Consider the following 24956-nt stretch of genomic DNA (forward strand, 5'->3'; position numbering starts at 1 on the left):
AAAAATAAATAACAAAGAAGTAACAAAGAAGTAACAAAAAACTAAATAAGATATTAATAGTCATTGAATGAGGGATGTATGCTGAAGATTGCAATTAACGGTTATGGTCGTATTGGTCGCATGGTGGTTCGCGCGATTTATGAAGAGAAGCGCGATGACATCAAGGTCGTAGCGATCAATGGTTTGGGTGGTATTGATATCAATGCCCACTTGACCCAATATGACTCAGCCCACGGTCGCTTCCCAGGAACCGTGGTGGTCGATGGTGATCACATGGTGATCAATGGTGACCGCATCAAGATTTTTTCAACGCGCAATCCTTTAGAAACCAATTGGGGTGATTTAGGTGTTGATGTTGTTTTAGAGTGCTCTGGTGCTTTTACTTCAAAAGAAAAAGCCATGGTGCATATTCAGCAGGGTGCTAAGAAGGTGATTATTTCTGCACCAGGCGGTAAAGATGTGGATGCTACGATTGTTTATGGTGTGAACCATCAAGTGCTTAAAGCAACTGATCAGGTCATTTCCAATGCCAGCTGTACGACCAACTGCTTGGCTCCGATTGTTAAGCCTTTATTAGACTCCATTGGTATTGAATCAGGTTTGATGACCACGATTCACTCATATACCAATGACCAAGTGCTAACCGATGTATATCACAGCGATATGCGCCGTGCCCGTTCAGCAACGATGAGCATGATTCCAACAAAAACAGGTGCTGCCGCTGCTGTCGGCTTGGTATTGCCAGAGTTGCAAGGTAAGTTTGATGGTTTCGCGATGCGTGTACCAACAATCAACGTATCCGTGGTTGATTTGACATTCACGCCAAGCAAAGCCACAACAGTGGAAGAAGTGAATCAGTTGATCAAGATGGCGAGCGAAAGCGGCCCATTGAAAGGCATCTTGGGTTACAACACTTTGCCTTTGGTATCCGTTGATTTTAATCATGATCCACGTCCAAGTATCTTTGATAGCACTCAAACCCGCGTTTCTCAAGATGGTAAGCTGGTCAAGATATTATCTTGGTATGACAACGAATGGGGATACAGCTGTCAGATGTTGAGGGCAACCAAAGCACTGATGTCTGTTTAATTAATTTGGATAGTAAAGACCAGCCACTGATTGAAGACATCCGACTTTTGGGTCGGATTTTAGGTGATACGATTCGAACCCAAGAGGGCAAAGATGCCTTTGAGAAAGTTGAATATGTTCGTCGCTTGAGCGTTGCTTATCGCCGTGATGCCAATGAGTTGGCTGGTAAAAAATTAGAAAAGTATCTTAAGAAACTTAAATCAGATGATGCGGTCTCGGTCATACGTGCATTTAGTTATTTTTCACATTTGGCTAATATTGCTGAAGACTTGCATCGTATTCGGCGCCGCAAGGCCCGTGAGCAAGAGGGTTGGATAGGTCTTAAAGGCCAGGATGGCTCACTTGAAAAAAGTCTATTCTTATTAAAGAAGCAAGGACTCAAAGCCAAAGAGATCAAGGAAGCCATTGATGGTTTCCATATTTCGCCTGTATTGACAGCCCACCCCACGGAAGTTCAGCGCGCTAGTTTATTGGATGCTGAAAGAGATATCTTGGACTTGCTGGCTCATCGTGAGTTTTTGACGCACCCAAGAGATCTGCTCAGCAATGAAAAGCTCTTGCGTGCCAAGGTTTCACAGTTGTGGCAAACGCGTTTATTGCGTTTTTCTACTTTGACTGTGCAGAATGAAATCGATAACGTCTTATCCTACTACCCGCGCACTCTCTTAACTGCTGTGCCGCGCTTGTATGAAGATATTGAAGATTTATTGAATACAGATCAAATTGCTCCAATTCTGAAAATGGGGCACTGGATTGGTGGTGATCGAGACGGCAATCCCTATGTGACCAAAGACACCATGACTTATGCGCTTAAAAGGCAGAGTCAGGTGATTTTCAAGTATTACCTCAATGAATTAGAGTTGCTGGGCAAAGAACTGTCTATGTCGACGCGTTTGGTGCATGTGAGTCCAGAGCTCCAGCAATTAGCAGATCAGTCAGGTGATACGCAAGAGCATCGCATGGATGAGCCTTACCGCAGAGCTTTGATTGGTATTTATCGACGTTTGATGGCAAGTACCTCGCGCTTATCTCAACAGACTGTTGCCGAATTTACTTCGGCGGCGCGCTTGGGTGAGGGGCGGCCTTACAGCACAGTTGATGAGTTCATTCATGATTTGGTGACCATTAAAAATTCTTTACTCGATCATCATGGTGATTTGATTGTTCATTTGAGATTAAAGCAATTAATCCGAGTGGCAACCGTCTTTGGATTTCATTTGGCCACTTTGGATCTTCGCCAAAGCTCTGACAAGCATGAGATTGCCGTTGCTGAGTTGCTGGCAAAATCAAAAATTGAAAAAGATTACTCAAGCTTGTCAGAAGAGGATAAGCGCGCTTGTTTGATCAAGGTCTTGTCTGATCCTCGCCCCTTAAAATTGCCTAATACAGAGTATTCGAATCAGACACAAACTGAATTGGATGTTTTTGCAGCAGCCAAAACTATCATTCAAGCGTATGGTCGAGATGCGATCAAGCAACACATCATTAGTCATACAGAATCTGTCAGCGATTTATTAGAACTCCTGGTTTTGCAGAAAGAAGCATCGTTGCTCGAAGGCTCCTTGAGTAAAGGACGTCTAGCATTAATCCCTGTGCCTTTGTTTGAAACCATTCATGACTTGCAGCAAGCTGCTTTGATCATGAAGGAGTTCTATGAGTTGCCTCATATTGCCGCTTTGATTGAGCGCAGCGGACAGGTTCAAGAAATCATGTTGGGCTATTCGGATAGTAATAAAGATGGCGGTTACTTGACCAGTAATTGGTCTTTATACCAAGCCACTGAAGAATTAGTTCTACTTTTCAAACAATATCAAGGCATCAAACTGAGGTTGTTCCATGGTCGTGGTGGTACGGTTGGTCGTGGTGGTGGCCCCAGTTATGAAGCGGTTCTTTCCCAAGCCCCAGGATCAGTGGCAGGTCAAATTCGTTTGACAGAGCAGGGTGAGGTGATTGCCAGCAAATATTCTCATCAAGACATGGCCACACGAAATTTGGAAGCTTTATTTTCGGCAACCTTAGAGGCCACGCTGATTAAAAGCAAACATCGCATTCCTGAAACTTTTAAATCCATTGCTCAGCAATTGTCGGCTTCGAGTAATCGCGCTTATAAGCAATTGGTTTATGAAAACAAAGGCTTTGCTGATAATTTTTTCGCCATCACACCTATCAGTGAGATTGCGCACTTAAATTTAGGATCAAGACCTGCTTCACGCACCGGTAGTCGTCGCATTGAAGACTTGCGTGCGATTCCTTGGAGTTTTTCTTGGGGTCAAAGTCGCATCATGTTGCCGGCTTGGTATGGATTTGGTTCGGCGATTGCTGAATTTTTATCTAGCAATAAAGTTAAAAATCGTCAGCAGCTAAGAAAAATGTATGCCGAGTGGCCATTCTTTAAATCATTGTTATCCAATATGGATATGGTGATGGCTAAAGCTGATATGGGTATTGCTAAGCGTTACATGACGCTCAATCCAGATTGGCGCGTTGGCAAAAAAATTGCTGAAGAAATTGAACAAGAATGGCACCTCACTGTTCAAGCACTAGAAATCATCACTCAAGAAAAACAACGCTTGAGTAATAACCCAAGTTTGGCAAGATCAATCAAGCATCGCTTTCCTTACATTGATCCACTGAATCACTTGCAAGTAGAACTTATCCGACGTTGGAGAAATGGTCAGCAAGATGACCGAACTCGTTTGGGTATTCATTTAAGTATCAATGGTATTTCTGCTGGATTAAGAAATACAGGTTAAGAAACATTCGTTATTAAAACAATCACAAGGATCCCATCATGAATCAGTACCTCATTGCCCCATCTATCTTGTCAGCAGACTTTGCTCGCTTAGGCGAAGAAGTTAGCAATGTCCTGGCTGCTGGAGCTGATTGGATCCACTTTGACGTGATGGACAACCATTACGTGCCCAATCTCACGATTGGTCCTTTGGTATGTGAGGCGATTCGCTCACATGCTGTGAAAAATGGTCAGCCAGCCTGTATTGATGTTCACTTGATGGTTGAGCCAGTCGATCGCATCGTTCCGGACTTTGCCAAAGCAGGTGCTAATTTGATCAGCTTTCACCCAGAAGCCAGCTCTCATGTTGATAGAACTTTGGGTCTTATCAAAGACAGCGGTTGTCAAGCAGGCTTGGTGTTCAATCCAGCCACTTCTTTGCATCACCTAGACTATGTGATGGATAAGTTAGATTTAGTTCTATTGATGTCAGTCAACCCAGGCTTTGGTGGTCAATCTTTTATTCCAAGTACTTTGGATAAATTGCGTGAAGCCAGAGCCAAGCTACAAGCGTATAAAGCTAAAACAGGTCGCAAGATTCGCTTAGAAGTTGATGGCGGCGTGAAAGTCGACAACATCCGTGAAATTGCTGCCGCTGGTGCTGATACGTTTGTTGCTGGCTCTGCCATTTTTGGCAAACCTGATTACAAAGCGATCATCGACAAGATGCGTGAGGAACTTGCAAAAGTTGCATAAGAAATCAATTCATTTTTTGATTTGATGACTCTTGGAGGTGCGTTGGTAAAAATCATGAGGCTTGGATTGCACCCAAGCAATGAATTTTTGCATCTCCGCTTTTTCTTTGATGGCTTCGGCCGTATTCAATTCTCTGGCTAACTGCGTTTCTGTGAACAAAGCGTGTATTTGCCTGTGGCAAATACGATGCAAATACTCAGTTGCTTTTCCACCTTTTGATTTTGGAACAAAGTGATGCGCATCTTTTTGCGAGCTTGGGATTGGGCGATCGCAAATAGGGCAGACAAGTTCAGTGACCGAAATTTCTTTCGGAAACGTGTCAGCCAGTAGTTTTTGACGGATTTTCCCCAACATGATGGGGTCTATCTTAATGTTGGAATAACAAATTTGCTGAATCCGATTAAATTCATATATACTGTATAAATATACAGTACTATTATGACTCAATCGATCAATCAACTTCTTCATCAAACCAGCTTGAGCCAAGTTCCTCAAGGCTTGTTGGCTGATTTATCGGTGAATGAGACGCCACTCATCATGCACCCATTATCAGCAGGATTTCCAAGTCCTGCGGCTGATTATGCGGCTGATGGATTGGATTTGAATAGCTATCTGATACAGAATAAGCCAGCCACTTTCATGTTTACTGTGAGAGGTGAATCAATGATTGTGGCTGGCATCCATCATGACGATAAGGTGGTCGTTGATCGAGCCTTAAAGCCGAAACACAAAGACATTGTGGTGGCGGTGGTCAATGGTGAGTACACGATCAAGCGTTTGTACAAATACAAAGGACTCATTGAATTGCGTCCAGAAAACCCTGACTACCCCAACATCACATTCAGTGAAGGCCATGAGCTACAAATATGGGGTGTGGTCATTGGGGTGGTCAGACGTTATTCAAGTAGTTCATCTCGAGTTTGATCATGAGCTCCGCCAGTCAACATTCCACCCATGCACCATTGTTTGCTTTGGTGGATGTGAATAATTTCTATGTGTCTTGCGAAAGAGTCTTTGCCCCTCAGTTAGAAAAAACACCCATGGTGGTGCTGTCCAACAATGATGGTTGTGCAGTGGCACGCAGTGCTGAAGTCAAAGCCTTGGGTGTCAAAATGGGAACGCCTTGGTTTCAGATGAAAGACTTGGCCAAGCAGCATGGCATCCTGGCTTGTTCATCCAATTACACTCTGTATCACGACATGAGTCAGCGCGTGGTGGAGATACTGCGACAGTTCACGCCCAAGCTGGAGGTCTACAGCGTGGATGAAAGCTTTTTGCAAATCGAATCTGTTTTAAATGCTCACGAATCTCCCACTCATTTAGGTGCTGAGATCAAGCAGCGTATCAAGCAGTGGACTGGTTTGCCAGTGTGTGTGGGCATTGCGCCGAGTAAAACATTGGCCAAGTTTGCTAACCACTTGGCTAAAAAAAATCCATCGTTCAATGGCGTTTGTGATTTAAGCAATATGCCAAAACAAGAACTCTATCAATGGATGAGTGAGGTATCTGCTGCTGAAGTGTGGGGCATTGGTCGTAAGATCGCCAAACGTTTAGAGGGCATGGGCATACACACAGTGCTGGACCTTGTTCAGATTTCGCCACAAATGATGAGATTGCAATTTGGGGTGGTGATTGAAAGACTTTGTTACGAATTACGTGGACTCTCTTGCTTGGCTCTCGAGGAGGTGGCGCCACCCAAGCAACAAATCATTGCTTCTAGAAGTTTTGGCAAATTAGTGTTGAGCTTAGATGAGTTGGCTGAATCAGTTGCGACACACACAGCCAGGGCTGCTGAAAAATTAAGAGAACAAGAGTCATTGACCAGTTCAATCAGTATCTTTGTTCAGACCAATGTGTTCATGAGAAATGAGCCACAGTACAGTCAAAGCATTCAAATACCTTTGGCGCATCCAACGGATGACACCTTGGTGTTGACTGAAATGGCCATCAAAGGACTGAAAGAAATTTATAAAAAAGGCTTCAGATATAAAAAGGCTGGCGTGATGTTAGGTTTGATGACTGATAAGCCATTACTTCAGTCTTCATTGTTTGAAGATCATCAGGCCAAAGGAAAGTCCGTGCGCCTCATGAAAACGCTAGATTCAATTAATGCGCGTTATGGAAGTAAATCTTTGCGTGTTGCTGCTACAGGCACAGATGAATCTTGGAAAATGAAGTCAGAGAATGTTTCGCCTAAGTACACCAGTCATTGGGATCAATTACCCTTTGTCAATTAGGGGGATATGGGCCCTCAGCTAAATGTCACCACTTCTGCTAAATTAAATTTTTAAATTTAAAGCGAACATCATGAAATTCTCCCTGGGTCACATTGCTACTTTATGTAAATACACGGGCATCAGTTTTATTGCTGGAGCGGTGACTCATGGCGCATTCAGCGAACAACGATCAATGATCACTGCTGCTATTGGTGTTGCTATTTATTTGATTGCTGGTGTTTTAGAGAAAATCTCAAATCCTCAAACAAGCAACACATGGACTAATTTATTGGCCATCGGTGTGATTGCATCTGTGGGCCTAGGTTTTTTTACAGGTGGCCTTCAGCATTTCCCAGATTCTCCAGATAGAAGCTTATGGGTTGTACCTGTTGGATTCTTAATGAGTTTGATCGCAGTGTATTGGATGGAGGGAAGACCCCATACAAAGATCAAAGGAGTTCTTATCTACGGCAGCATCAGTGTCATCATTGTCACAATCGCTTCCATCTATGCAGCCAATTACTTCAAAACTCATTCATCTGCAGGTGGACATGCTCATGGTGCCGCTGAAGTATCTTCAGAAAAAGATACAAGCAAAGAGCACGATCATTCAACTCATAAGCATTGATACAGCATCTGGATAGCATCAATGCTTGTGTAACTCATGGGCTTCTTAAATCAGGGAGCCTGAGTAATCAATTCAGGTTTGACCACCCGAATTCTTTCGTCAACGTAATAGCCACCGTATTCGGTGTAGCGCAAATAAACAGTTGAGCATTCTGGGCATTGATCGACTGTGCATCGATTGTATGGATGAAAGCCAACAGCAATCGGAGCGTTCTCTGACCAAATGGTGGTGCCATTAGGGTGGTGCTCATCCCAAATTTCTTCTGCATCAGGATGCTGGAGTGTGCCGACTGTCTTCAAGCTATAACGATCAAAGGTACTCAGAATTGTTTCCCAACAAGAGAAATCATGTGAAGCACAATTTGAGCACTGCTGATCATGTTGTTCTGAGGTCAGAGCCAATAATTCTTGAGCATTTAAAACTGGAATCATTGGTTTTCATTTCTTAATGAGTGCAATGCATAAATGGCTGGAATTGCATAAATGAAACAATAGGCAGCAGGGCCCCAAGTCCATGCATTGATCTCAAGTAGCCAGGCTGTGACCATTGGTGCTGTACCGGCAAATAGAGCAACTGCCAAGCTATAACCAATCGCAAACACTGAGCAACGTTGTTCAGGTTTGACCAAGCGACTGATCAGAATGCCTTGAGCACCAAACAGCAACATCACTGGCGCCACGATCAAAGATTGACCAATCGCTAGACCTACAACCCCACCGAATTGAGAAGCCAGTATCGCAGGAATACACAAAATGGCACCGGCCCAAGTGGCATACCAAGTGATCTTGATTCTGCCAATCTTATCGGCCAACCAGCCACCTAGAACAACCAAAGGAATGCCCACAAATTGAATCGCAGTCGCCACCGTGTTGGCTGATTGCATCGAGCCACCATGTTTGGCGGCGTAATCAACAAAATAAACAAACTGAACATAAAACAGCACATTCGAAAAAGAAATAAGAGCTGCAATTTGTACTAAGACTTTCCAACCTTGTGCCACTTCTTTTAAGCGCAGGGCAATTAAAGCAAATAATTCTTTAAAGCTAAGCTTGTGTTGGATGGCAGTCTCAAGGGTCTCAGGCATATGAGCTCTTAGCTTCCAGCCAGCAATCGCCACCAAGGCTCCTAAAAGAAAGGGTAGGCGCCAAGCCCAATCGTTCACAGCACTTTCGCCAAACACAAAAGCGGTGAGGGCTGCTATTAAAGAGCCTAAGAAAAATCCCAGTAATGCTCCTGCGTGAGCAATACCAGACATCAAACCTTCTTTACCTTGCGGAGATGCTTCGGCTGCATACACCATGCTGCCGGTGTATTCACCACCAATCGAAAAGCCCTGGGTCATGCGAAGAAACAGAAGTGCATACGCAGCGATGGCACCCACCTGAGCATAGCTTGGTAGCAATGCCACCATGAAACTGGCCACACCCATGATCATGATGCTCCAGATCATCATTTTTCTTCTGCCGAGCAGGTCTCCAACTGGACCCAAAATCAAACTGCCAATCGGTCTTGCTAAATAACCAATGGCAAAAATGCCAAATGAAGCAACTGTTTGCAGAGTGGGATCGCTGGCTGGGAAGAAGACCTTGCCAAGAGCTGTTGCGAAATAACCATAAATGGCAAAGTCAAACCATTCCAACATATTGCCAGTAGCTCCAGCAAAAGCCGCGGAATAACGTTTAGGAATAATGGCCATGATTACCCATCAATATAAGTGATGTATTTATTCTATTAGACGACTGCGGAATCCAGGGGAAAAACTAAGACTGGCTTTGGCCAGTCATTTCTTCAATTAACTCTTTCACTAAATCAAGGCGAATTTGTGCGTTATCAATGCTCAACAGATGGTGCTTTTGTGCTGGTGATAGCGGCAAGATTTCGCACCAGCGATTTGCCACCCACCCACATTGCTCCAAATCATAAGGTTGGCTGAATGGCATTTGATCTTCACGCACACCTTTTTTCTGCAAAGATGCAATGATGGCGCCTAAGTTATCGGCCAGTGTTTTGTGCTCAGCTTGGATTGGGTGATTGGCATCTTCAGATAAAAATTCGACTTCGCCCATCCACAAGCCATTTTTCTCTTGTTGACTTTGATGTACTTTAAATCGTCTTGTGCCGCGACATTTGATGAAAAACAATGAAGGCTGTGGCGCATCAAAATAAGTGATATCTACCAAAGTACCTGTCGGGAAGAAGACCGTGGGTTTGTCACTGGGATCCACAACCTCTTTACCTTCGTCCAAAGTAACAATGCCAAAGTTAGTTGAATTGGCCACACAGTCTTTGACCATGTCCAAATAACGAATCTCAAAAATCTTCAAGTCCAATGCGCCAGAGGGGTAAAGCGTCTGGCCAAGAGGAAATAAAGGAATGGTGGTGAGTTTGGTTAACATGAATCCATTGTATTAAAGACTGAAACAAATTGCTGATCGCAATCCTGTTTTAGTATCATGGTCATGACTCCCGAATCCTTAGAAAAATTGATCAGCATGAAAATGCCTTTTGGTAAGCATGCCGGGAAATTGCTTTGTGATTTACCAGCCAACTATTTGTCATGGTTTGCTCGCGAAGGATTTCCGCGAGGCGAGATAGGGGAGTTGTTACATTTGATGCACGAAATTGATCACAATAACTTGCGGCATTTGCTCACCCAATTAAAAAAGTAACCCTTTCATTGCCAGGTAAGAATTACCTTTAAATAAATCAGCTATTTCTGACGGGTTACTTCCTGCAAATTCAGATCGACTGAATTCATCATGGTTTCTTTTAGGAGAAAACGAGATGGAGATGATCATCAGAAACATTGTTAAAAAATCACCGAGCAAACGAAGCAAAAAAGCATCAAGCAGAAGAAGCTCTGGTGTTATATCTAAAAGTATCAAGTTAGCAAAAAGTGCGAGCTATGGTTTGGGTAAATTAGCCACCTTGGTTTTCATCGGCAGACTATAAGGTCATGTCATGAGCCAGGCGATGTGCGAGTTATTGGTTGATAAATTGATTAATTCTGATGAGTTAGGTGAAATCACGGAAACCATTCAGGTGGGGGTAGAGTCAGGGCAAGGTATTTGGCAACTCTTGATGGATAACCCCATCGTTTTTGGAATGGTGATGGGAGGTGGCGTGGCCACCTACATCAGAAAATGGTTCTTCAAGCGTTATAGAGGTGTCTCGCGCTGATATTCACATGCCTTTTTAGCTCTCCAGACAAACCTCTCCGGGCTTATAGCCTAATGTTGGCCGCATGCAGACATGAATGTCATAGCCAAATTGAGCAATTGCGTGAAGCAACCTAAAAGTATTGATCTTTTTTAGATCGCCTTTGTATAGGGCCAGAGTCTCTTTGATGGGGAATTGAATCTTCTCTGCCAATATTTTTGGATTTGTTAATTTATCGAACTTTATTTTTCTGTAGAGGTCTTCAAATAACAAAGCCTTGAAGTCATCCTCTCTTTTAATTAGTTCAATTAAGCGAATATCAACGATTTTTAAGTTTTCTTTAGGCTTGTTACTGGATTTAATATCGGAGTCCTTGATGCCATGCTGTCCATCATGATGACAAGTAAGGGTAAAAATATGGGACTGTGATGATTCTGATGTGGGTTGATCTTGTAGATAAATAGACATGGACACTCTCGAGTAAATTGAACTAAGAGCTTGCCTGAAATTTTATTTTTTTAAAATCAGAAAAGGTTGATTTGTTTGTAAGAAATTTCCTACAAATAACTCATGAAGACTGTGTAAGTCTCTGCCTTACATGATCAAGTAGACCATCGCAAGCATTCTCGACCAAATCAAGAACTTCTTCAAAGCCTTCGCTACCCTTGTAATAGGGATCTGGAACAACGCTGGCCTGATTAACTTTGCAAAACTCGGTTAAGCGTCGGATCTTATGTTTTTTATTCGGAGGGCAGCGCTGTTCTGTCAGCGCATAGTTTTCCCAATCCATCACGAGCAATAAATCATAGTGATCAAAATCTCGATCATCGAGTTGTCTCGCTGCCAAATCTGATAAGTCATAGCCACGCTTGAGTGCATGTGTTTGAGAGCGAGCATCTGGTGCCTCGCCTACATGGTAGGCATGGGTTCCCGCAGAGTCTACTGTCACTTGATGAGATAGGCCTGACTCTTCAATGTATTGACGAAATACCCCATGGGCTGTTGGGCTTCTGCAAATGTTGCCCATGCACACAAAGAGAATATTCATCGAACTCATCAAAACAAATCCTTTTGCGACTCTTTGCGCAATAAAAAATGATTCTGTTGCTGGATGCTCATTTCTCTGCGACCAGGCGTGACGATGATGGCATCACCAGCTTTGATGCTGCCGCCTTTGTGAACTTTAAGATACCAACCGGAGCGAGTGGATTGAATCATTGCTTTGGATGCACCTTTATAGCCCATGCGCGCATTGAATTTAAAGCAGGGCTCTCTTAATTTGACAACCTCTAGTTCAACATCACCAATCTGCCAGTTATCACCGACCCAAACCGCATCTTCAGAGAATCCTTCAATACTGAGATTTTCGCCAACAAAACCAAAACCAATTGGGTTGGTCCTTTTTGCTTCTCTGCTGAGTAGTTCATTCCAGAAAGGGTAGTGTTCACTTGGGTAGGCATAGATGGCTTTCTCTAGCCCGCCATGCACACTGAAGTCAGCTTGTTCATCGCCATCTAAACCAACGGTTCTGACTTTGATGCTGATGGGCTTATCTAAAGAACTGACAATCTCTTTTTTGATGCCTGAATTGACCACGCGATGATCGGGATGGTCAATGCCAAACAATGGAGCAATCTTGCCTGTGGAAATTGAAATGATGCGCATGCCATAATTAAATCACTGAATTGATAATTAGGTCATTTATGCCTCGTTTTGCCGCCAATCTCTCCTTGCTCTATGCACACCTGCCTTTCTTGGAGCGGATCAAGGCTGCAAAAGATGATGGCTTTGAAGCCATTGAATGCCAATTTCCATATCAAGAGAATTCAGGCGCGGCCCTAAAAGACATTGCAGCGTCTATGGCGCAGCTTGAGTTACCCATGGTGCTGCATAACTTGCGCGGTGGTGATTGGGCTAAGGGGGATCGAGGCTTGGCATGTCATCCAGCCAGGGTCGATGAATTTAGGAGCGGTATTCCTGATGCTATTGCCCATGCTCAACAGTTGGGAGTTAAACAATTAAATTGTTTGGCAGGAATATTGCCTGAGGGTGTGAGTATCAATGAAGCTCAAAAAAATTTTGTGGAAAATTTAACTTATGCAGCAGAAGAGTTAAAAAAAGCTAATCTCAAATTATTGATTGAACCCATCAACACATTTGATATGCCGGGGTTTTTCTTATCCAGCAGTCAACATGCTTTAGAAACTATCATGGCGGTTCCATCGAACAATCTTTATCTTCAATACGATGCCTATCATGCCCATCGCATGGGTGAAGATATTTTGGATATAGAAGATCTGATGCCTTTTATTGAGCATATTCAAATTGCAGATCATCCTGGCCGCCATGAACCTGGCACAGGGGAAATCAATTACGCTGATTTCTTCATGCTTTTGGATGATTTAGCTTATGAAGGTTGGGTTGGTTGCGAATACAAAGAACTGCACCAGGCGAATTTTCTAAAAGCTTGATGGCGCTGCTTCATTGCGACAAATAAGGCTTTGCCCACAAGTGGGGCATTCAGAGGATAATGAATATCCAAGAATTTATTGAGCCATTACTAAGCCATACCTATCAATTTCTGACATGCTATTAGACCCACCACAATCATCGCTGGCCTCTGTGCCAACAGCTATTCAAGATAATGGCTATGTCGTTTTATCTCCTGAGCAGTTTTTCGAACTCTCACAACATCATTTGACTGAGTGGCAAGACTTATCTTCCACTTGGAAAAACTTGCCAGCCGATGCGTATTTAAAAGATGGTGGTCGTTATCGTCAAAGAAGGCATGCCAGTTTTGTGATTCAAAACAATGCGGTCACATTGGCTCCTCATCGTGCCCACTGGCAACCGGTGTCATATAACGCATTGCATGGTGGCATTGATCGTTGGTTTGAGCCATGTGAAGAAACGTTTGCCAATTCAGCGGCACTCAAAGACTTTTTATTGAACTTGGCTCTTCAGTTTGATCAGACACAAAAAAATCTTGATGTATCCAAGCCTTGGTTCATTGAGGTTCATCAATTCAGAATTGATACAACTGATGGTATTGGCCGACCAACACCCGAGGGTGCTCATCGCGATGGTGTTGAGTACGTGGCTGTTTTGATGCTTGGACGTCACGGTATCAAAGGTGGTGAAACCAGGGTATTTGAATCGAATGGCCCGCAAGGTCAGCGCTTTACTTTACAAAAGCCTTTTAGTTTGTTGCTGCTCGACGATGCTCGTGTGGTTCATGAAACCACACCAATTCAACCAATCGATCCTAAAGCCTTAGAGCAAGGATGGCGAGATACCTTGGTGGTCACCTACAGACGTGGTGGCTTTCAAGACAGCCCCAGTTCTTAATCTGGAGGATCCTTGCCTCAAGGGTGAGGATGGTTGATCAGTTGATGAGACAGGTACTGACCTGATTGATTGACTTTCACCAACACCATGCTGCCAGAGCTTAATGATTGTCCTGCAAAGGCTTGGATATTCACTTGATGCGTGACCATGATCACCGGTTTGCGCGGTGATACTTTTAAGAGTTGTGCAATTTTGTTTTGAGTTAAGCGTGTTTGCTCTTGACGACTGCCACGATTTTCAAAGAATGATCCAAGGCCTGCCTCAACTTGAATAGCGCCTTTATTTAAAAGAGCGGCAGTGTCTTTGCAGCGACACCAAGGACTGCTAAAAACTTGCGCACTCTCAATGCCTTGAGTGGTCAACCATTGCCCAATCATCTTGGCTTGAGTCTTACCAGTGGCGCCTAGATTTCTTTGAGTGCTGCAATCATTCAAGTTATATCCGTCAGGGTCGCTATAGCCTGGCGCATCAGCATGACGCATCATCAAAACATAAGAACCAGTTTCTAGATCTTCTTTTAAGCCAGCATGAGTTAATTGACTGGCTGCCAAGAGAAAGCAGCTGAGTAATAAACAACTTAGTCGAATTTGCCAACCTTGCCAACTTTGAGAAATACTTTTCATAGCAATCACTTTCTTTTTATTTCTTTAGCTTCTTTTTCTAAGCGTTTTTTGTTTTCAGCTGCAATGCTCAAGTCAGGTTTCAAAACTGAGGTATGAACAATTTTGCTCGGGTTCATGGTCAAGGGTACATATTCTTGTTTAGCCCATGCGTTTGCGTAGCTAGAGTAATGACGATTATTGACCCAACCTGATTGCCCGGTTTGGTAAATAAATTGAGACTGATCTAAATTGGATAAGTCATAGATGGCACGCATACTCGCTGCTTTGTTCACTGTGAATGGGTTGCTAGCATTGCCTAAGTCCATGAAACCCAAATTCACTGTGAATGCATCGCCTGGAGTGGGGCGGGTGATCTCAAATTTATTTTTCAATAAAGATACTTTGCTGAATGGACGATGTTCTGAAACAGCCACGTGCACCTCACCCCATTTCCAAGATTGAGGTGATCCACCCATGCGCTTGCTCAAATCTTCTAAGGCTAGAGTGAAGGCCTCATCGATGATGCTTTCACAGGTTTCAACTTCTGGGGTGCTTGGTTTGTCACACCAAAATGCTGCTTGAGTATTGCCTGCTTGATGCATCTTCATGATGTGATGAAGGCCCGAGCGAAAATCTCTTTTGCCATATTCAATTGCGAAGCTTTTGCCAAGCTTGTCTGCGAACATCAAACGTGTTGACTGATGAGCCCAGGCGTTATAGATGGTCGCGCCTGCACTATCAACACTCATCTTGCCGTCAAAGTTTGCAATGATGTTTTTTGCATCACTGGCATATTTATGAGTTGAATTAGCAGCTTGCAACAAGGGAATTAAATCGACTGCAGACAATGAAAGAGCATCAGCTTGAATGGCTTTCATGCTGGCCACATCATGTTGATCGGTGGCATTGATCAATTGTTCAATGCGTTGATGGCGGTAAGGCATGTGCCAATCTGTGGTCAAAGGATGTGGATCGTTAGCAGTGTGTACGCGTTGATTGGCGGTGGCGATGAATGAGCTTGAAGGATTGGTTTCTTTGGGTAAATCATCTTTACCAAAATAAGGTCCCCAATCGTATTGAGCATCCCAGCCAAGGGCTGGTGCTGTTCCAAACAGGCCTTTACCTTTTGTTCTTTTGGGGGCCACACCTGCAGCGCGGTAAGCAATCTGACCATCTTTATCAGCCATCACCACGTTTTGCATAGGGGAGTGATAATTTTTCAGCGCACTCTTGAACTCTTCCAAGTTTTGCGCTTCATTCATTTGGAATCCTGCCTTTAAGGTTTGATTTCCAACTTCTAGTGCAGTCCAACGCAGGGAGATGGCAAATTTATCTGTGTTGATCAAATCTTGCGCGCGTTGATAAGCATCTGAGATAACAGGGCCATGCCTGGTTTCTCGGCTTAAAAACTTCAGAGGCTCTTGGCCTTTGATGGCAATCGTTTCTTCTCGAAGTACAAAATTTTCAAAACCTTTGGGTGTTTTGTATTGCCCCGGATTATTTGGATCCAAGGCTTCAATGTACAAATCTTGTACATCAGGATCCGTATTAGTGAAACTCCATGCCACCTGGGTGTTGTGACCCAGAACCACGCCAGGTATGCCTGGCAAAGTGGCTCCAATGACATTTAATTTCGGTGCTTGAATATGAGCAAAGTACCAAATAGCGGGAGTGGTTAAACCCAAATGAGGATCATTGGCTAGTAAGGGTTTACCGCTGACAGTTTTATTACCTGCAATCGCCCAATTGTTGGATCCAATGCCTTCTGAACCACCTGGTAAAAAGTTTAAAAAGTCTTTTTCTTTTTTATCTTCTTTTTGAGCATGTTCTTGTCGAGAGTCAGTGCCTGAAGATTTAGTCTTCGCCGCTGGTTTTTCTTTGAACAAACCTAAATCGCGATACATCTTGGCGAAATCAACCGAAGTGGCTGGTGCTTCGCCCGGATAGGGCGGTAAGGCCTGCCAAATATGTTCAGTGCTCATGGTGGCTGACATCTCAAGGCGCAAAAACTCTTTATGCCAATTGCCCCCAAGATCCAAGGCCATCATCAATGACCAAGCCACAGAATCAGCCGGACCCCAATTTCCAGGCTTGACCCCTAGGATCATGAACTCAGGTGGTAGTGCCCAGCCAAGGCGAGCAAAACCCTCATTCACGCCATCGACATAAGCTTGGATGTGGCGTTTATATTCAATGGGGTAATTTTCATATTGCTTTTCAGCGGCGCGACGTATTCCTAGAGTGCGTATGAATTTATCAATCGCTACGGTGTCTTTGCCAAGGATTTCAGACAATTTTCCAGAGGCTAGGCGGCGGTTGAATTCCATTTGCCAAGGTCTCTCAGTGGCATGCAGAAAGCCCAGGGTGTGCCATGCATCCTCTTGGCTGGCTGCCAAGACGTGGGGCAGGGCGTGCTCATCAAATTTAATGGTGACCGGAGCGCTGATCCCAGGGGTGATTAGCTCCGCATCTAACTGATCTTTGGTCGACAAGAAGTACACCACCATGGCGCTGAGAGCGGAAATCAGTAAAAGTACCAAAATTAGCAGTAGGCGGCGCCAAAAAATTCCTCGGCGGGGTCTTTGATTTGAAGCTCCAAGATACATATTAGGTAAAACCCCTAGCAAAAATAACGTTTATATAGGTGCGTATTTTTTCACAGAGTGCTAAATTAATCTCATCTTGCGAAATATATTCTCAAGGTTGGTAGATCTGTTCATAAAAGAGGAGACTTAAATGTCAGAAAAGAAAGTTCAATCACGTCGTAAATTTATGGCCACGTCAACAGCTGCTGCTGCTGGCGCTGGTGCACTTGGCTTCCCAATGATTGCAAAAGCGCAAACAGTTAACTTGCGCTTCCAATCAACATGGCCTACTAAAGATATTTTCCATGAGTACGCTACAGACTTCTGTGACAAGATCAACAAGATGTCTTCAGGTCGCTTGAAGATTGAATTGTTGCCAGCTGGTGCTGTTGTACCTGCTTTCAACTTGTTGGACGCTGTAAGTAAAGGTACTTTGGATGGTGGCCACGGTGTGGTTGCTTACTGGTACGGTAAGAGCCCAGCGTTAGCGCTATGGGGATCAGGTCCAGCTTTCGGTATGGATGCCAACATGGTTCTTGCATGGCACGAATACGGCGGTGGTAAGGCGATGTTGGAAAGCATCTACAAATCATTGAACATGGACGTTGTGTCATACCTATATGGCCCAATGCCAACACAGCCACTCGGTTGGTTCAAGAAGCCAGTGACTAAAGCTGCAGACATGAAGGGTCTAAAGTACCGTACGGTTGGTCTTTCAATTGACATTTTCAAAGACATGGAAGTTTCAGTGAACGCCTTGCCAGGTGGCGAGATCGTTCCAGCGATGGACCGTGGTCTATTGGATGCTGCTGAATTCAACAATGCTTCTTCAGACCGTCTATTGGGCTTCCCAGACGTTTCTAAAGTATGTATGTTGCAATCATTCCACCAAGCTTCAGAGCAGTTCGAAATTCTTTTCAACAAGAAGAAATTGGACTCTATGCCTGCAGAATTGCGTGCGATGATCAACGTAGCGGTACAAGCTTCTTCAGCAGAAATGAGCTGGAAAGCCATCGATCGTTACTCAAAAGACTACATCGACATGCAACAGAAGCAAGGTGTTAAGTTCTACAAGACACCTGACCCAATCTTGCGTGCTCAATTAACTGCTTGGGACAAGATCATTGCTGCTAAATCAACAGAAAATGCTGATTTCAAGCGTGTTCTTGAGTCTATGCGTACATTTGCTCAGCGTGCTTGCCGCTGGCAGAACGATACAAGCGTTGATTACAAGATGGCTTACAACCATTACTTTGGACCTAAGAAGAAGTCTTAATCCTTTGTTTTGATGTAAGATAAGCACCCACCTGGTTATACTGGGTGGGTGTTTGTTGTTTAGTACCTATAAAAATAATTCGAGAGACATATGCAAAAATTTTTATTGTCTGTAGATCGTTTATCTACCAGGGCTGGTCAGATTTCAGCCTTTGCGGTGGTTTTGTTAACTGCCATGATTTGCTGGGAAGTGGTCTCAAGATACATTTTCAATAGCCCTAATGACTGGGTTTTTGATATTTCTTACATGCTTTACGGCGTTTTGTTCATGATGGCAGGTGCTTATACCTTGTCAAAAAATGGCCACGTGCGCGGTGACGTTCTTTATGGTTTTTTCCAGCCAAGAACGCAAGCAGCCTTAGATTTATTGTTGTATTTCGTGTTCTTCATTCCAGGCATCATCGCTTTGGTTTACGCTGGAGTGAACTTTGCTGCTGATTCACTTGCAATCAATGAGCACACCACTCAAACGGCCAATGGCCCTCCTTTGTATCCGTACAAGATGATCATTCCGATCGCTGGTGGTTTGTTGTTGATCCAGGGGTTTGCAGAAATCATTCGTTGCATCATTTGTCTCAAAACTGGCGAATGGCCAAAGCGTGAGCATGATGTGGAAGAAGTGGACGTTGATAAATTAAAAGCCATGGTCAGCCATGAAGATGAAAAGAAGGGCGCTTAACCATGCGTAAGGAACTTTATTTCGGTTTTAGCATCATGGCTGCCATTGTTGTTGGCACAGTGATTGCAATGCCATCATTATCAGAAATGACCAACGGTCATTTAGGTTTATTAATGCTCAGTTTGGTGGTGGTTGCCATCATGATGGGTTTCCCAACAGCCTTTACCTTGATGGGTATGGGCATGATTTTCGCTTTGTTCTCATACCTTAACCAAGGTGAAGGTACTGGGCAGGCAATCGATAGAACTTTAACTTTGATGGTTCAGCGTGCCTTCTCGGTCATGACCAGCGACGTTTTGATCTCCATCCCTTTGTTTGTGTTCATGGGCTATTTGGTTGAACGCGCTAATTTGATTGAGAAGCTTTTCAAGAGTTTGCATTTGGCCTTGGCTAGATTGCCGGGTGCTCTAGCTGTAGCAACATTGGTGACATGCGCTATCTTCGCGACAGCAACAGGTATTGTTGGTGCTGTGGTTACTTTGATGGGCTTGTTAGCTTTGCCATCAATGTTAAAAGCTGGTTATAGCGTTAAGTTATCTGCTGGTGCGATCACAGCTGGTGGTTGCTTGGGTATTTTGATTCCTCCATCAGTGATGTTGATTGTGTATGGTGCAACAGCTGGTGTGTCAGTGGTTAAGTTGTACGCTGGTGCTTTCTTCCCAGGTTTGATGCTAGCTTCTTTGTACATTGGTTACGTGATCATTGTGGCCAAAATCAAACCTGAGCTTGCTCCTCCAATGCCTGAAGAAGATCGTCGTGTTCCATTAACACCTCCTTCAGAAATTTTTGCTAAATACAGTCAGAGAGCATTGCCTGGATTGTTGGCAGTGATGAAGGGCCGTGCTGCAAGCAATATGAGCTTGGGTGAGTTGTTCAAGCAGTTCGTGATCATCATTGGACCATTGGTTTTCTTCGCGGTTGTGATGACTGCGATGTACGGCTCTGCCACTAAACCAGTTGAAGTATTTTCTACAAACGTAGAAATGGTCAGTGATGGCGGCATGATCAGCTTGGAATCTGCTGAAGAATCAAGTCAGCCTGAGGCAGAAGGCGTTGCTTTGCCACCAGGTGCTGAAGAAGAGAAGGTAGCTGCTAAAGCTGCTCCTAATTCACAAAACCTTTCATCATCAGGCATGTCAGAATTACCTTCAGGTGATGCTGTTGCTGCTGAGCGTGCTCCTGTTCCAATGTGGTACTGGATCACCTTGGGTGTTGGCTTATTGATTGGCGCCTTGTTCTATTACACATTGACCCTTAAGCGACTAGAAATTTTCAAAATGTTATTGGGATCATTCTTCCCATTGGCAGCTCTTATTTTGATTGTTTTGGGTGCGATCGTATTTGGCTTGGCAACGCCAACCGAAGCAGCTGCACTAGGTTCATTCGGTGGTTTTGTTTTAGCATGGGCTTATAAGCAACTGAATATGGAAGTTGTGAAAGAGTCTGTGTTCTTGACAGCCAAAACAAGCGCGATGGTTTGTTGGTTATTCGTGGGCTCATCGATCTTCTCAGCAGCGTTTGCTTTGCTGGGTGGTCAAGAGTTGATTGAGAAATGGGTTTTAAGTCTTGGACTAACAACAGTTGAATTCTTGATCCTTTCGCAAGTCATTATTTTCTTGTTGGGTTGGCCACTAGAGTGGACAGAGATCATTGTGATTTTTATGCCGATCTTTATTCCATTATTGAGTCACTTCCAAGTTGATCCATTGTTCTTTGGTTTATTGGTTGCTTTGAACCTTCAAACTGCGTTCTTGTCACCACCAGTGGCGATGGCGGCTTTCTACCTCAAAGGTGTGGCGCCTCCTCATGTGACGCTAAATCAGATCTTTGCAGGCATGATGCCGTTCATGGCGATTCAGGTTGTGGCGATTGTGTTGCTATACACATTCCCTGCAATCGGTATGTGGTTGCCAGGCGTGCTCTATAAGTAAACAAGAGCACCACTGCAAGTTGTATCAAATCAACAAACCCCGCTTTTTGCGGGGTTTGTTTTTAATGTATGTAAAATGCTGACTTCGTTACAAAATAACGAATAAGTAGATGTGATGTTGAAGTGATTTAGAAGTAAAGCAGATGTAAAAAATTACAACTATTTACGTCTACAATGACAAAAGTACTATGCCCGAGTGACGAAATAGGTAGACGTAAGGGATTTAAAATCCCTCGGCTTAAACAGCCGTGCCGGTTCGATTCCGGCCTCGGGCACCAGGCTTCTTAACAGCTAGGTGCTTTTGATGACAACAGTAAAAACAAATTTATCGTTTCAAAGAATGACCGCTAAAACTCGGCAGAGGGTGGCGGTTTTTTTATGCCTGAGCCTTTTGGCGACTGTGTCATGGTGGCAGAGCGTTCAGGCGGAACCTCAGCCTGCCGAAATCTTGGCCATTTACTTCACGCCACCTGCTGGCGCAGCCTCAGGTTTGATCAAGCAAATTGATGGCTCTAAAAAATCAATCAAAGTCATGGCTTATGGCTTCACAGCCACAAACCTTGCAGAGGCCCTTGTGAGAGCTAAACGCAGAGGGGTTGATGTCGGGCTCATCCAAGATGAAAAAAGCGCCCAAAACAACCGTGAGACCTTACCAATCCTATTGGCAGCTGGCATTGACGTGCGCAGTGATGGTAAGCACGCGATACAGCACAATAAAGTGATGTTGATCGACGATGACATCGTGATCACAGGCAGTTATAACTTCACCAATTCGGCGGAAAAACGCAACGCTGAGAACATCATGATCGTGCGCTCAAGTTATGCTGCCAAAAGATACGCTGACAATTGGAAGACTCACTGGGAACATTCTGAAAAAGTCACTGACTTACCACCTCAGAAATCAAAGCGCTAATCCAGACTTATTATGAAGATGCGCAAAAAATCAGAGTTACCCACCAAGGTCTGTTTAACTTGTGGCCGACCTTTTACTTGGCGCAAAAAGTGGGAAAAAGTTTGGGAAGAAGTGAAATATTGCTCAGACCGCTGTCGAGCAAAGAAGTGATTCTGTTAATACAATCACTGACATGAAGAAACCTATCATCGCACCAGCAGATGTATCGCGCATCATTGAAATGGCTTGGGAGGATCGCACGCCATTCGATGCCATCATGCAAACCTATGGTTTAAATGAATCTCGGGTGATTGATTTGATGCGCCAAGAAATGAAGCCCAGTTCGTTTCGGATGTGGCGTAAACGCGTCACAGGGCGGGGTACCAAACATGCTGCTTTGCGAAGCGGGGAAGTGAAACGGGCTTACTGCCCAACTCAGTACAAACCTAGATAAACATTTGAATCAAACTTCAAATCAAAGTTTAGTTAGGCTCTGTCACAAATCCTAATTTTGTTAATCCTGAACGTTTCGCAGTTGATAAAACTTGCGCCACTGATTCATAACGAACATTTTTATCCGCTTTGAGTTGCACTTCAGGTTGTGGCGACTTCTTCGCTGCTGTTTGAGCGTAAATCGACAAGGTATTTAGATCGATGGGAGAGTTGTTCCAAAATACTTGGCCATTCGCGGCAATGCTGAGATTGATTGATTCAGGTTTAACGTCATTGCGTTGACTGCTGGCTTGTGGCAAGTCTACTTTGACGGCATGCTGCATCACCGGAATCGTGATCATGAAAACAATCAATAACACCAACATCACATCCACCAAAGGTGTCATATTGATTTCAGCCATCGGTGGGCTGTCATCTTCTCCGATTGGTTCGTTACCAAAGGCCATGATTAATCCTGAGAGCTGATGCGAGTATTGCCAGAACTACCAACTGTGGCACCAGTGATGAAGTAGGCATACAAGTCATTACCAAAGCGATTGAGTTCAGCAATTAACACTTTATTGATGCGGCTGATGGCGTTGTAGCCCAATACTGCTGGAATCGCCACTGCCAAGCCCAAGGCTGTCATGATCAAGGCTTCACCAATTGGGCCAGCCACTTGGTCAATCGTGGCAGTGCCTGAGGTGCCAATACCCACCAAGGCATGGTAAATACCCCATACAGTGCCAAACAAGCCAATGAAGGGTGCTGTGGCGCCTGTTGAAGCCAAGAATGTCAAACCTTGTTGAAGGCCACCCACAGATTTATCAATACTGATTTTCAAGCAACGTGTGAGCCAATCAGACGCATTGATCGTTTGATTCAGTTCGCTGCGTGCACCTGATTGTTGATTGTGATGTTGCATCGCCTCTTGGGCACTGTTAGCAAGATCGCCATAGGGATTTTGGTCTGTGCTCATTTGACCAAGAGCCACATCAAATGATGGTGCATGCCAAAAACATTCAACTTCTTTGGCCATTTTTTTAACTTTATAAAGTGCTAAAACTTTGGTCAAAATGATGACCCAAGAAACAATCGACATCACCAACAAAATGATTGCAACGGTTCTGGTGACAGCGTCGCCTTGTGCCCACATATTGGCAAGGCCAAAAGTTTGATTCATTCAATTACTCCAAACGGAAAATATAAGGTTGTATAGCCGTTACTTTAATCGCTTTACCAAATTCTATAAAGGGTTTGCAACGCACGCGCATGCCTGCATCGAGTGCAGCTTGATCTAAGCGATGAATGCCACTGCTTTGTGCAAGGGCTACTTTTTCAACAGCGCCAGATTCATTGATGAATAAACGCACCAATGTTTTACCTTCTTCACCCATGCGTCTCGATAGGTTTGGGTAAAAGGGCTCTGGAACGCTGCATTGAGCTTGGCTGATGGAAACTGTTTTGGGGTCACCGGTGCTGCTGCCACCTAAGCTAGAAGCTGGTAATGAGGATTCTTGGTTTGGTGGTGTGAAGCTGCCCGTGGTTGTAGTGATGGGGGTGGGAGTGGCTTCCACTTTCTTTTTTTCAACTGGTTTGACTGGGGTTGGTCGAGGCACCGTTGATTTTTCTTTTTGAGGATTTGCATCCAATAAATTAGCAACAACTGTATCACCCATGTTTGACGCAGATTTTGTTCGATCCATCCCTGACTGAAATCCAACAATCAGTAATAAATGCATGAACACCACAAATGCAGCGATCTTATTTGCAAGGATCCAAGTTCTTAGGCTCTGCATGATGATCTAAAACAGGGCTAAGAGATAAAGACTGTGGATGTTTGAACGCTGTGTTGCTCAAAGGCCGCAGGAATTAGTTGCTTGGCATTAGCCGATAGGGCTTCAGCATCCAATGTGGAATACAAATGAATGATTCTTGGTGGAGCTGATTGCAACAGATGATGCTCTTCTAATTTACGACACAGTTGTTTAACCACAGCCTCGCTGGTATCGATAATTTCAACTTCAGGGCCAAGGATTTTTTTAATCAAAGGCGCTAAAAAAGGGTAGTGGGTACAACCCAAAACCAAAGTATCAATTTGAGCTGCTTGCATCGGTGCTAAGTGCTCGCGCAACAAGGCTTCTGTTTCTGCTGTATCCAAGGCTCCAGACTCAATCAATGGCACTAAGCCTAAACCAGCTTGAGTGATTAATTTGCAATCGTGATCAAGACCTTCTAAGCCGTCTAAGAGCGCTTTGAATTTGTCACTTTTTAAAGTGTTCTGAGTCGCCAAAACACCGATCTTATGATTTTGACTTTTATGAACGGCTGGCTTCACCCCAGGCTCAATGCCAATGATCGGGATTGCAGGCATTTCATGTCGGATGTGGGCAATGGCTTCAGCAGTGGCCGTATTGCAAGCAATGATGAGTGCCTGGCATCCTTCGCGCACTAACCAGTGACACAAGTCCAAGCTTCTGGCTGCGACCCAGTCACTGGATTTCTCACCGTAAGGTGCGTTGGCTGAGTCAGCTAAATAAACGTAATGGTGCGAGGGCGCTTGGCGCAGGGCTTCGCTCAGGACGGTCAAACCACCGATGCCTGAATCAAAAACCCCAATCGTCGCCAAGCTTG

The 24956-nt window shown here is 44.2% G+C and carries 30 protein-coding genes and 1 tRNA gene; 18 read left to right on the top strand and 13 right to left on the bottom strand.

All coding sequences use genetic code 11. The features are described 5' to 3' along the window. Positions 1-78 precede the first annotated feature (78 nt). The 3 genes from gap to rpe are packed head-to-tail and all read left to right on the top strand — an operon-like array spanning position 79 to position 4576. On the top strand, positions 79-1089 hold the full coding sequence (gene gap / locus GQ367_RS03090; RefSeq protein WP_215291382.1) for a type I glyceraldehyde-3-phosphate dehydrogenase: 1011 nt from the start codon (positions 79-81) through the stop codon (positions 1087-1089). Then, positions 1035-3842, top strand: a complete 2808-nt coding sequence (gene ppc / locus GQ367_RS03095) for a phosphoenolpyruvate carboxylase (protein ID WP_215291383.1) — start codon at positions 1035-1037, stop codon at positions 3840-3842. The genes gap and ppc overlap by 55 nt, the downstream gene beginning before the upstream one ends. Before the next feature lie 38 nt (positions 3843-3880). Then, the gene (rpe, locus tag GQ367_RS03100; RefSeq protein ID WP_215291384.1) at positions 3881-4576 is read left to right on the top strand and encodes a ribulose-phosphate 3-epimerase; all 696 of its coding nucleotides are present in this window, start codon (positions 3881-3883) and stop codon (positions 4574-4576) included. Positions 4577-4585: 9 nt separating this feature from the next. On the opposite strand, the gene GQ367_RS03105 is transcribed toward rpe, so the two are convergent. After that, positions 4586-4930 carry an HNH endonuclease gene (locus GQ367_RS03105; protein WP_215291385.1) on the bottom strand — a complete coding sequence of 115 codons (345 nt, stop codon included), beginning with the start codon at positions 4928-4930 and terminating at the stop codon, positions 4586-4588. A gap of 84 nt (positions 4931-5014) precedes the next feature. Between GQ367_RS03105 and GQ367_RS03110 the strand changes: the two genes are divergently transcribed. The 3 genes from GQ367_RS03110 to GQ367_RS03120 all read left to right on the top strand — a co-directional run bounded on the left by GQ367_RS03110 (position 5015) and on the right by GQ367_RS03120 (position 7420). Continuing rightward, the gene (locus GQ367_RS03110) at positions 5015-5500 is read left to right on the top strand and encodes a LexA family transcriptional regulator (RefSeq protein WP_215291386.1); all 486 of its coding nucleotides are present in this window, start codon (positions 5015-5017) and stop codon (positions 5498-5500) included. 2 nt (positions 5501-5502) lie between these two features. After that, on the top strand, positions 5503-6813 hold the full coding sequence (gene umuC, locus GQ367_RS03115; protein ID WP_215291387.1) for a translesion error-prone DNA polymerase V subunit UmuC: 1311 nt from the start codon (positions 5503-5505) through the stop codon (positions 6811-6813). Between the two features lie 70 nt (positions 6814-6883). Further along, positions 6884-7420 carry a hypothetical protein gene (locus GQ367_RS03120; RefSeq protein WP_215291388.1) on the top strand — a complete coding sequence of 179 codons (537 nt, stop codon included), beginning with the start codon at positions 6884-6886 and terminating at the stop codon, positions 7418-7420. Between the two features lie 50 nt (positions 7421-7470). On the opposite strand, the gene GQ367_RS03125 is transcribed toward GQ367_RS03120, so the two are convergent. The 3 genes from GQ367_RS03125 to GQ367_RS03135 form a co-directional block, all read right to left on the bottom strand. Next, positions 7471-7851 (bottom strand): hypothetical protein, encoded by a 381-nt coding sequence (locus GQ367_RS03125; RefSeq protein ID WP_215291389.1) that lies wholly within the window; start codon positions 7849-7851, stop codon positions 7471-7473. Continuing rightward, on the bottom strand, positions 7848-9116 hold the full coding sequence (locus GQ367_RS03130) for an MFS transporter (RefSeq protein WP_215291390.1): 1269 nt from the start codon (positions 9114-9116) through the stop codon (positions 7848-7850). The genes GQ367_RS03125 and GQ367_RS03130 overlap by 4 nt, the downstream gene beginning before the upstream one ends. A gap of 64 nt (positions 9117-9180) precedes the next feature. Next, positions 9181-9816 carry an LON peptidase substrate-binding domain-containing protein gene (locus GQ367_RS03135; protein ID WP_215291391.1) on the bottom strand — a complete coding sequence of 212 codons (636 nt, stop codon included), beginning with the start codon at positions 9814-9816 and terminating at the stop codon, positions 9181-9183. A 63-nt stretch (positions 9817-9879) separates the two neighbouring features. On the opposite strand from GQ367_RS03135, the gene GQ367_RS03140 reads away from it, so the two are divergent. From GQ367_RS03140 to GQ367_RS03150, 3 genes are all read left to right on the top strand, one after another. Then, complete coding sequence (locus tag GQ367_RS03140) at positions 9880-10089, top strand: DUF3820 family protein (RefSeq protein ID WP_215291392.1); 210 nt, start codon at positions 9880-9882, stop codon at positions 10087-10089. Positions 10090-10204: 115 nt separating this feature from the next. Then, on the top strand, positions 10205-10372 hold the full coding sequence (locus GQ367_RS03145; RefSeq protein ID WP_215291393.1) for a hypothetical protein: 168 nt from the start codon (positions 10205-10207) through the stop codon (positions 10370-10372). 9 nt (positions 10373-10381) lie between these two features. Next, entirely contained in the window at positions 10382-10600 is a 219-nt protein-coding gene (locus tag GQ367_RS03150) for a hypothetical protein (RefSeq protein ID WP_215291394.1), read from the top strand. Positions 10601-10615: 15 nt separating this feature from the next. Here the strand turns inward: GQ367_RS03150 and GQ367_RS03155 are convergent, their stop codons facing one another. The 3 genes from GQ367_RS03155 to GQ367_RS03165 form a co-directional block, all read right to left on the bottom strand. Then, entirely contained in the window at positions 10616-11047 is a 432-nt protein-coding gene (locus tag GQ367_RS03155; protein WP_215291395.1) for a hypothetical protein, read from the bottom strand. Positions 11048-11147: 100 nt separating this feature from the next. Beyond that, the gene (locus GQ367_RS03160) at positions 11148-11636 is read right to left on the bottom strand and encodes a low molecular weight protein-tyrosine-phosphatase (RefSeq protein ID WP_215291396.1); all 489 of its coding nucleotides are present in this window, start codon (positions 11634-11636) and stop codon (positions 11148-11150) included. Next, positions 11636-12244 carry an MOSC domain-containing protein gene (locus GQ367_RS03165; protein ID WP_215291397.1) on the bottom strand — a complete coding sequence of 203 codons (609 nt, stop codon included), beginning with the start codon at positions 12242-12244 and terminating at the stop codon, positions 11636-11638. Before GQ367_RS03165 ends, GQ367_RS03160 begins: the two co-directional genes overlap by 1 nt. A gap of 38 nt (positions 12245-12282) precedes the next feature. On the opposite strand from GQ367_RS03165, the gene GQ367_RS03170 reads away from it, so the two are divergent. After that, positions 12283-13050 (top strand): hydroxypyruvate isomerase family protein, encoded by a 768-nt coding sequence (locus tag GQ367_RS03170; RefSeq protein WP_215291398.1) that lies wholly within the window; start codon positions 12283-12285, stop codon positions 13048-13050. Between the two features lie 106 nt (positions 13051-13156). Beyond that, complete coding sequence (locus tag GQ367_RS03175) at positions 13157-13927, top strand: 2OG-Fe dioxygenase family protein (RefSeq protein ID WP_371818555.1); 771 nt, start codon at positions 13157-13159, stop codon at positions 13925-13927. Positions 13928-13944: 17 nt separating this feature from the next. Here the strand turns inward: GQ367_RS03175 and GQ367_RS03180 are convergent, their stop codons facing one another. Both GQ367_RS03180 and GQ367_RS03185 read right to left on the bottom strand, forming a co-directional pair. Then, positions 13945-14550 (bottom strand): histidine phosphatase family protein, encoded by a 606-nt coding sequence (locus GQ367_RS03180; protein WP_215291402.1) that lies wholly within the window; start codon positions 14548-14550, stop codon positions 13945-13947. Positions 14551-14555: 5 nt separating this feature from the next. Then, a complete protein-coding gene (locus tag GQ367_RS03185; protein WP_215291404.1) occupies positions 14556-17135 on the bottom strand; it encodes a penicillin acylase family protein in 2580 nt (859 codons plus the stop codon). A 130-nt stretch (positions 17136-17265) separates the two neighbouring features. On the opposite strand from GQ367_RS03185, the gene GQ367_RS03190 reads away from it, so the two are divergent. From GQ367_RS03190 to GQ367_RS03220, 7 genes are all read left to right on the top strand, one after another. Then, complete coding sequence (locus GQ367_RS03190; protein WP_215291406.1) at positions 17266-18390, top strand: TRAP transporter substrate-binding protein; 1125 nt, start codon at positions 17266-17268, stop codon at positions 18388-18390. 90 nt (positions 18391-18480) lie between these two features. Then, entirely contained in the window at positions 18481-19068 is a 588-nt protein-coding gene (locus GQ367_RS03195; protein ID WP_215291408.1) for a TRAP transporter small permease subunit, read from the top strand. A 2-nt stretch (positions 19069-19070) separates the two neighbouring features. Beyond that, positions 19071-20999, top strand: a complete 1929-nt coding sequence (locus GQ367_RS03200; RefSeq protein WP_215291410.1) for a TRAP transporter large permease subunit — start codon at positions 19071-19073, stop codon at positions 20997-20999. A gap of 189 nt (positions 21000-21188) precedes the next feature. Then, positions 21189-21276, top strand: a tRNA-Leu gene (locus GQ367_RS03205). Between the two features lie 26 nt (positions 21277-21302). Further along, the gene (locus tag GQ367_RS03210) at positions 21303-21911 is read left to right on the top strand and encodes a phospholipase D family protein (RefSeq protein WP_215291412.1); all 609 of its coding nucleotides are present in this window, start codon (positions 21303-21305) and stop codon (positions 21909-21911) included. Between the two features lie 12 nt (positions 21912-21923). Next, a complete protein-coding gene (locus tag GQ367_RS03215; RefSeq protein WP_215291414.1) occupies positions 21924-22061 on the top strand; it encodes a DUF2256 domain-containing protein in 138 nt (45 codons plus the stop codon). A 22-nt stretch (positions 22062-22083) separates the two neighbouring features. After that, positions 22084-22344, top strand: coding sequence for a TIGR03643 family protein (locus GQ367_RS03220; RefSeq protein ID WP_215291416.1), 261 nt, complete (start codon positions 22084-22086; stop codon positions 22342-22344). A 28-nt stretch (positions 22345-22372) separates the two neighbouring features. Here the strand turns inward: GQ367_RS03220 and GQ367_RS03225 are convergent, their stop codons facing one another. From GQ367_RS03225 to murI, 4 genes are read right to left on the bottom strand one after another with little or no spacing between them, the layout of a single operon-like run. Next, positions 22373-22789 carry a biopolymer transporter ExbD gene (locus GQ367_RS03225; protein WP_215291418.1) on the bottom strand — a complete coding sequence of 139 codons (417 nt, stop codon included), beginning with the start codon at positions 22787-22789 and terminating at the stop codon, positions 22373-22375. A 2-nt stretch (positions 22790-22791) separates the two neighbouring features. Continuing rightward, a complete protein-coding gene (locus tag GQ367_RS03230) occupies positions 22792-23505 on the bottom strand; it encodes a MotA/TolQ/ExbB proton channel family protein (RefSeq protein ID WP_215291420.1) in 714 nt (237 codons plus the stop codon). A 4-nt stretch (positions 23506-23509) separates the two neighbouring features. Further along, a complete protein-coding gene (locus tag GQ367_RS03235; protein WP_215291422.1) occupies positions 23510-24121 on the bottom strand; it encodes an energy transducer TonB in 612 nt (203 codons plus the stop codon). 17 nt (positions 24122-24138) lie between these two features. Then, entirely contained in the window at positions 24139-24951 is an 813-nt protein-coding gene (murI, locus tag GQ367_RS03240; protein WP_215291424.1) for a glutamate racemase, read from the bottom strand. Positions 24952-24956: the final 5 nt, after the last annotated feature.

Source organism: Polynucleobacter sp. MWH-CaK5 (assembly GCF_018687615.1).
GTDB lineage: Bacteria > Pseudomonadota > Gammaproteobacteria > Burkholderiales > Burkholderiaceae > Polynucleobacter.

What these genes read in the sequence shown, in the direction of transcription:
- gap (WP_215291382.1), top strand. Translation starts at nt 79, where the DNA reads ATGCTGAAGATTGCAATTAACGGTTATGGTCGTATTGGTCGCATGGTG.
- ppc (WP_215291383.1), top strand. Translation starts at nt 1,035, where the DNA reads ATGGGGATACAGCTGTCAGATGTTGAGGGCAACCAAAGCACTGATGTC.
- rpe (WP_215291384.1), top strand. Translation starts at nt 3,881, where the DNA reads ATGAATCAGTACCTCATTGCCCCATCTATCTTGTCAGCAGACTTTGCT.
- GQ367_RS03105 (WP_215291385.1), bottom strand. Translation starts at nt 4,930, where the DNA reads ATGTTGGGGAAAATCCGTCAAAAACTACTGGCTGACACGTTTCCGAAA.
- GQ367_RS03110 (WP_215291386.1), top strand. Translation starts at nt 5,015, where the DNA reads ATGACTCAATCGATCAATCAACTTCTTCATCAAACCAGCTTGAGCCAA.
- umuC (WP_215291387.1), top strand. Translation starts at nt 5,503, where the DNA reads ATGAGCTCCGCCAGTCAACATTCCACCCATGCACCATTGTTTGCTTTG.
- GQ367_RS03120 (WP_215291388.1), top strand. Translation starts at nt 6,884, where the DNA reads ATGAAATTCTCCCTGGGTCACATTGCTACTTTATGTAAATACACGGGC.
- GQ367_RS03125 (WP_215291389.1), bottom strand. Translation starts at nt 7,851, where the DNA reads ATGATTCCAGTTTTAAATGCTCAAGAATTATTGGCTCTGACCTCAGAA.
- GQ367_RS03130 (WP_215291390.1), bottom strand. Translation starts at nt 9,116, where the DNA reads ATGGCCATTATTCCTAAACGTTATTCCGCGGCTTTTGCTGGAGCTACT.
- GQ367_RS03135 (WP_215291391.1), bottom strand. Translation starts at nt 9,816, where the DNA reads ATGTTAACCAAACTCACCACCATTCCTTTATTTCCTCTTGGCCAGACG.
- GQ367_RS03140 (WP_215291392.1), top strand. Translation starts at nt 9,880, where the DNA reads ATGACTCCCGAATCCTTAGAAAAATTGATCAGCATGAAAATGCCTTTT.
- GQ367_RS03145 (WP_215291393.1), top strand. Translation starts at nt 10,205, where the DNA reads ATGGAGATGATCATCAGAAACATTGTTAAAAAATCACCGAGCAAACGA.
- GQ367_RS03150 (WP_215291394.1), top strand. Translation starts at nt 10,382, where the DNA reads ATGAGCCAGGCGATGTGCGAGTTATTGGTTGATAAATTGATTAATTCT.
- GQ367_RS03155 (WP_215291395.1), bottom strand. Translation starts at nt 11,047, where the DNA reads ATGTCTATTTATCTACAAGATCAACCCACATCAGAATCATCACAGTCC.
- GQ367_RS03160 (WP_215291396.1), bottom strand. Translation starts at nt 11,636, where the DNA reads ATGAGTTCGATGAATATTCTCTTTGTGTGCATGGGCAACATTTGCAGA.
- GQ367_RS03165 (WP_215291397.1), bottom strand. Translation starts at nt 12,244, where the DNA reads ATGCGCATCATTTCAATTTCCACAGGCAAGATTGCTCCATTGTTTGGC.
- GQ367_RS03170 (WP_215291398.1), top strand. Translation starts at nt 12,283, where the DNA reads ATGCCTCGTTTTGCCGCCAATCTCTCCTTGCTCTATGCACACCTGCCT.
- GQ367_RS03180 (WP_215291402.1), bottom strand. Translation starts at nt 14,550, where the DNA reads ATGAAAAGTATTTCTCAAAGTTGGCAAGGTTGGCAAATTCGACTAAGT.
- GQ367_RS03185 (WP_215291404.1), bottom strand. Translation starts at nt 17,135, where the DNA reads ATGTATCTTGGAGCTTCAAATCAAAGACCCCGCCGAGGAATTTTTTGG.
- GQ367_RS03190 (WP_215291406.1), top strand. Translation starts at nt 17,266, where the DNA reads ATGTCAGAAAAGAAAGTTCAATCACGTCGTAAATTTATGGCCACGTCA.
- GQ367_RS03195 (WP_215291408.1), top strand. Translation starts at nt 18,481, where the DNA reads ATGCAAAAATTTTTATTGTCTGTAGATCGTTTATCTACCAGGGCTGGT.
- GQ367_RS03200 (WP_215291410.1), top strand. Translation starts at nt 19,071, where the DNA reads ATGCGTAAGGAACTTTATTTCGGTTTTAGCATCATGGCTGCCATTGTT.
- GQ367_RS03210 (WP_215291412.1), top strand. Translation starts at nt 21,303, where the DNA reads ATGACAACAGTAAAAACAAATTTATCGTTTCAAAGAATGACCGCTAAA.
- GQ367_RS03215 (WP_215291414.1), top strand. Translation starts at nt 21,924, where the DNA reads ATGAAGATGCGCAAAAAATCAGAGTTACCCACCAAGGTCTGTTTAACT.
- GQ367_RS03220 (WP_215291416.1), top strand. Translation starts at nt 22,084, where the DNA reads ATGAAGAAACCTATCATCGCACCAGCAGATGTATCGCGCATCATTGAA.
- GQ367_RS03225 (WP_215291418.1), bottom strand. Translation starts at nt 22,789, where the DNA reads ATGGCCTTTGGTAACGAACCAATCGGAGAAGATGACAGCCCACCGATG.
- GQ367_RS03230 (WP_215291420.1), bottom strand. Translation starts at nt 23,505, where the DNA reads ATGAATCAAACTTTTGGCCTTGCCAATATGTGGGCACAAGGCGACGCT.
- GQ367_RS03235 (WP_215291422.1), bottom strand. Translation starts at nt 24,121, where the DNA reads ATGCAGAGCCTAAGAACTTGGATCCTTGCAAATAAGATCGCTGCATTT.